General features: G+C 60.0%; 4 protein-coding genes and 1 other annotated feature. Of the genes, 2 read left to right on the forward strand and 2 right to left on the reverse strand.

Features of this window, described 5'->3' with window-relative positions:
* Window positions 1-63 precede the first annotated feature (63 nt).
* Entirely contained in the window at window positions 64-240 is a 177-nt protein-coding gene (locus tag ACT8X9_RS12835) for a hypothetical protein (RefSeq protein ID WP_444269251.1), read from the reverse strand.
* Between the two features lie 108 nt (window positions 241-348).
* Here ACT8X9_RS12835 and ACT8X9_RS12840 point away from each other — a divergent pair, with 108 nt between their 5' ends.
* A complete protein-coding gene (locus tag ACT8X9_RS12840) occupies window positions 349-1,059 on the forward strand; it encodes a hypothetical protein (protein ID WP_249233626.1) in 711 nt (236 codons plus the stop codon).
* A 15-nt stretch (window positions 1,060-1,074) separates the two neighbouring features.
* On the opposite strand, the gene ACT8X9_RS12845 is transcribed toward ACT8X9_RS12840, so the two are convergent.
* Window positions 1,075-2,280 carry an ATP-binding protein gene (locus ACT8X9_RS12845; RefSeq protein WP_444269252.1) on the reverse strand — a complete coding sequence of 402 codons (1,206 nt, stop codon included), beginning with the start codon at window positions 2,278-2,280 and terminating at the stop codon, window positions 1,075-1,077.
* A gap of 392 nt (window positions 2,281-2,672) precedes the next feature.
* Window positions 2,673-2,936 (forward strand) — a binding site (T-box leader).
* Between the two features lie 182 nt (window positions 2,937-3,118).
* On the opposite strand from ACT8X9_RS12845, the gene ilvB reads away from it, so the two are divergent.
* Window positions 3,119-4,605, forward strand: a 1,487-nt coding sequence (gene ilvB, locus ACT8X9_RS12850) for a biosynthetic-type acetolactate synthase large subunit (RefSeq protein WP_444269253.1), incomplete at its 3' end; no start/stop codon positions are given.

The raw sequence follows: 4,605 nt of genomic DNA on the forward strand, positions 1-4,605 counted from the left end.
TCCTGCATCACACGCAGGGGGTCTGGGGTTCGAGTCCCTAATTCTCCACTTAAAGATTCGTTGTCATTCGGCAGCGAATTTTTTATTTATCAGAATTTCTTGAATGGAAAACGCAGCGGCATGGAATGGAATGCCGCTGCGTTTTTTTGTTGAGGTCAGACGGTGCTGCCCTGAAAGAGTGAAAACGTAAAATTTCATCGCGGAATTTTGTGCAGGGTGATAAAATTGAACTGCGGGCATGGAATCCTCCAAAAGGAGAGGGAGGATATGCTATAATGAAACTGATTTATGGGATGTCGGATGTGGGCGCTGCTTGATAAGAGCGCTCACGAGAGGAGGCGGCAGCGGATGGACCTACATTCGGAGCGACTGGAAGCAAAGCTGAACGCGGTGGACTGGGCGGTGCGGGATGTGCTGGTCGGGACGGTGCGCAGCCCGCAGCAACTGGATATATGCCGGAGGCACCGGTTCTATTATATCCCGGCGGAGCAGCTGGGAGACGAAGCCTTTTCGGTCCGCATTGTCGCCCTTTACCAGTCCCAATATGTATTCGGCCCGCAGGCAGGCGTCCAGTACTACGGCGAGGTCACGAAGTGCAGCCCGGTCTGCCGGGGCGACATCACGGAGCTTCGGGCACGGAAGGGGACAGAGCAGAACCTTTATTATCGCTTTGAGATCCGGGAATGGAAGCGGCTGAACCGGCCCATTGCGGCACGGGAGAGCTGCTTTGTAAAGGGCCTCACCAGTCGGTTCCAGCTGGAACACAGTGCAGAAACGCCGGAACTCTGGCTTCGCTCGCAAGAGGAATACCGGCTCTGTCTGAACCTGAGACAAGCGCTCGCCGACACCTCCATCAACGAGGCAGACAACGACCTTGGTTTTGCGTTCCGGGATTTCGCGGTGCGCTTCGAGGGAGGAAAGATCCTTGTTTCGGACAAGGGATGGGTCTTCGCGCAGTACGAGACCGCCGACTTCCTCCAAAATGCGGAGGGCGTGCTCCGGAAGCTGTACAGGGAGTGCGTCCAGAGGGATTCCATGAATGAACTCTCCAAAATTTGAGAGAGGACAGCAGCTTTATTTCTGCACACCGGCGGCGCACTGCTCGATGAACTGCTTGGCGACGCGGGGGCTGCGGCCTCCGGCTCGGATGGCAAAGGCCTCGGCCTTGGTCAGCAGCTGGTCGTGGGGCATCTCGATGCCGTGCTGCTTGGCCAGCTCGGTGAGGATGACTTCGAAGCGGGCTTTTTCGGGCCGCTGGAAGGTGACGGTGAGGCCGAAGCGGGCCGAGAGGCTCATCAGCTCCTGACGGGTGTCGGCCTCGTGGATGTCGTCACCCGAGCGGTCGGAGAGCGTCTCCTTGATGAGGTGGCGGCGGTTGGAGGTGGCGTAGACGGCGATGTTCTTGGCCCGTCCGCCTACGCTGCCCTCGAGGATGGCTTTCAGGGCCGCGAAGTTATCGTCGTTGGCCGTGAAGCTCAGGTCGTCGATGAAGAGGACGAACTTCAGCGGGTTCGCGGCCAGCTTGTCCATCAGGTCGGGGATCTGGTAGAGCTGATTCTTCTTGACCTCCACCAGCCGCAGGCCGTCGGCGGCAAACTCGTTGGCGATGGCCTTGACGGTGCTGGACTTTCCGGTACCGGCGTCGCCGTAGAGCAGCACATTGTTGGCGGGCATTCCGGCCAACAGGGCGCGGGTGTTGGCGATGACCTTCTCCCGCTCCTGCTCATAGCCCGGCAGCTCGTCGAGGCGCTGGGGGTCGGGGTAGCGCACTGGCACCAGTTGTCCGTTCTCAACGGTAAAGACGTGGTGCTTGGCGAACATCCCATAGCCCTTTTTGCCTACCTCGCTCATCCGCTGGGCATAGGCGGCGTGGAGGTCGATGTCCTTCGTCTCCCACCGGGGCAGGAAGGGCAGCGGGTCGGCGGCGTCGGAAGCTTCCAGCAGATCGTCCAGCGTCAGGCCGCACAGCTGCTGCAAAAAGTCCAGCTCACCGTCCAGTGCCTTCTGAAGGACGGGCGGCACCTTGCTCACCGCTGCCTGCCGGACGCAGACCGTTTCGGCTTCGAGGACGGCGGCGGAGAGATATTCGCCAAAGTTGGTGGTGTGCTCGAAGAGGGCGGATTCAAAGGAGGCTGCAGCACCGCATACTGCCCCTGTGCTCCGGGGGGCTGCCGCCATCCGGTCGGTGAGGTCTACGAGCTTTGCAATGACGTCATCGTCCAGCAGTGCGCGGAAGATGACCAGCCCGTGGAGACGGGCGTTCCATTCGTTAAGATTCATAATGTATCCTCTTTTGTTATACAGTCTCTTGAAATGCGACAAGGCTCTCCCTTTGGGAGAGCTGGCGCGGGAGCGCCTGAGAGGGCAGGCTTTGCACGATAGAGCCGCTGCACAGCGATCGAAAGCGGCTTTTGTCAGAGCGATGCTATCGCTGCGTCTATGCCTCTCGGCGAGCGACCTTGCCCTCTCCGTCACCTTTGGTGACACCTCTCCCAAGGGGAGAGGCTTTTGCTCGCGTGCAGGCCGCAGCCTGAAAATTAAGCGCGTACTCCCAAAGTATACAGCGATGTAAGTCCCTGCGCAAGATGGTGTTTAATTATCTTCATCTTTGCCGTGATTCACGTTACAAATCGTCGATTGACAACGGCCCGATTTATAGTATAATTGACCCAACAAATGCACAGATGGGAAAAAGTAACGCAGGACACCTGCTTTTCAGAGAGCTGCCGGGGGATGCAAGGCAGCAGGCAGACCATGCGCGAAATCCTCCCGGAGCAGCCTGCTGAAGGACGATTTATGGGACGTCTGCTAAGCAGCGCCGGTGGCAGCCGTTAGCGTGCAGGGCTTTGATGGAAGTCCGTGAGAGGGCGCAGTTGCGTCAACGAGAGTGGTACCGCAGAGAGCTTTTGGATTCATTCCGGGTCTTTGTCTCTTGGATAAGGGGACAGAGACCTTTTATTTATCAGGTGCTGCCCCCCGGAGAAGCCGTTTTCCTCTAAGCGCTGCACGGGCAAGCTCCCTCGTCGTCCGGCGCACCCTGCTCACGGAAACAGCTTCTGAGCGTGTTGGGAAAAAAGTGTGTAAAGTGGAAATTGGAACGGAACAGGAGAAACTCACCATGCAGTTGAACGGTTCTCAAATCTTTGTGGAGGTGCTCTGTGAGCAGGGGGTGGACACCATCTTCGGCTACCCCGGCGGCGCAGTGCTGAACCTCTACGACGAGCTGTACAGAAATACCGACCGCATCACCCATGTGCTGACGGCCCACGAGCAGGGCGCGTCCCACGCGGCGGACGGCTATGCCCGCGCAACGGGCCGTACCGGCGTGGTGCTGGCCACCAGCGGCCCGGGCGCAACGAACCTCGTCACCGGCATCGCCACCGCTTACATGGACTCGGTGCCGATGGTGGCCTTCACCGGCAACGTGACCACGGATGGTCTGGGCAGCGACAGCTTTCAGGAGGCCTATATCGAGGGCATTACGATGCCCATCACCAAGCACAACTTCACGGTGCGCCGGGTCGAAGACCTCGCAGACACCATGCGCGCGGCCTTCCGCATCGCTCAGAGCGGCCGCAAAGGCCCGGTGCTGGTGGACATCCCGAAGGACATCACCGCTGCGGTGTGTGAGTTCACCCCGAAAAAGCCCGAACCCATCCGCACGGTGGTCACATTCGACGAGCAGCAGGTCAAGTGGGCGGCAGACATCATCAACGGTGCCCAGCGGCCTCTGGTCTACTTCGGCGGCGGCGTCCGCTCGGCGGCCAGCTGCCAGCCCCTGCGGGATCTGCTGAAAAAAGCGGAGATCCCTGCCACCCATACCCTGATGGCCGCAGGCGTCGTGCCCTACGGCGACCCAATGAACATCGGCATGGTGGGTATGCACGGCTGCTACACCTCGAACCGGGCCGTGGCAGACTGTGACGTCCTCATCGCGGTGGGCACCCGCTTCTCGGACCGTGTGGCCCTGAACCCCAAGACCTTTGCTAAGAATGCGACCATCATCCAGATCGACATCGACGCCAGCGAGCTGGGCAAAAACGTGGACGTGGACCTGTCCATCGTGGGCGATGCCGCCTATGTGCTGAACGCCATGCTGCCGCTGGTGGAAGAGAAAAAGCACCCTGACTGGATGAAGATGATCCACGAGTGGCAGGCGCAGGATTACCACCCGGTGTCCGACGCCTCCCGACTGATGCCCCATCAGGTCATCGGCGAGGTCTGCAACCAGTGCGGCCCCGAGGCCGTCTACGTCACCGACGTGGGCCAGCACCAGATGTGGGCAGCGCAGTACATCCGCCACGCCAAGAGCCGCGGCTTCATCACCAGCGGCGGTCTGGGCACCATGGGCTTCGGCTACGGTGCAGCCATCGGCGCACAGATGGCACTGGGCCGTGACCAGCGGGTGGTCATGTTCACCGGCGACGGCTCCTTCCATATGAATCTCAACGAGGCTTGCACTGCCGTCAGCTACGAGCTGCCCATCATCACCGTCATTTTCAACAATCAGGTGCTCGGCATGGTGCGCCAGTGGCAGACCGCTTTCTACGGTAAGAGCGTTTCCCAGCCCGCGCCCCGCCGCACGACCAACATCTTCAAGCTGGC

The sequence above is a fragment of the Faecalibacterium sp. genome (assembly GCF_052358865.1).
Lineage (GTDB): Bacteria > Bacillota > Clostridia > Oscillospirales > Ruminococcaceae > Faecalibacterium > Faecalibacterium butyricigenerans.

Bases quoted from the DNA above. Each gene is read 5' to 3' on its own strand.
- ACT8X9_RS12835 (WP_444269251.1), bottom strand. From the start codon at position 240: ATGCCCGCAGTTCAATTTTATCACCCTGCACAAAATTCCGCGATGAAA.
- ACT8X9_RS12840 (WP_249233626.1), top strand. From the start codon at position 349: ATGGACCTACATTCGGAGCGACTGGAAGCAAAGCTGAACGCGGTGGAC.
- ACT8X9_RS12845 (WP_444269252.1), bottom strand. From the start codon at position 2,280: ATGAATCTTAACGAATGGAACGCCCGTCTCCACGGGCTGGTCATCTTC.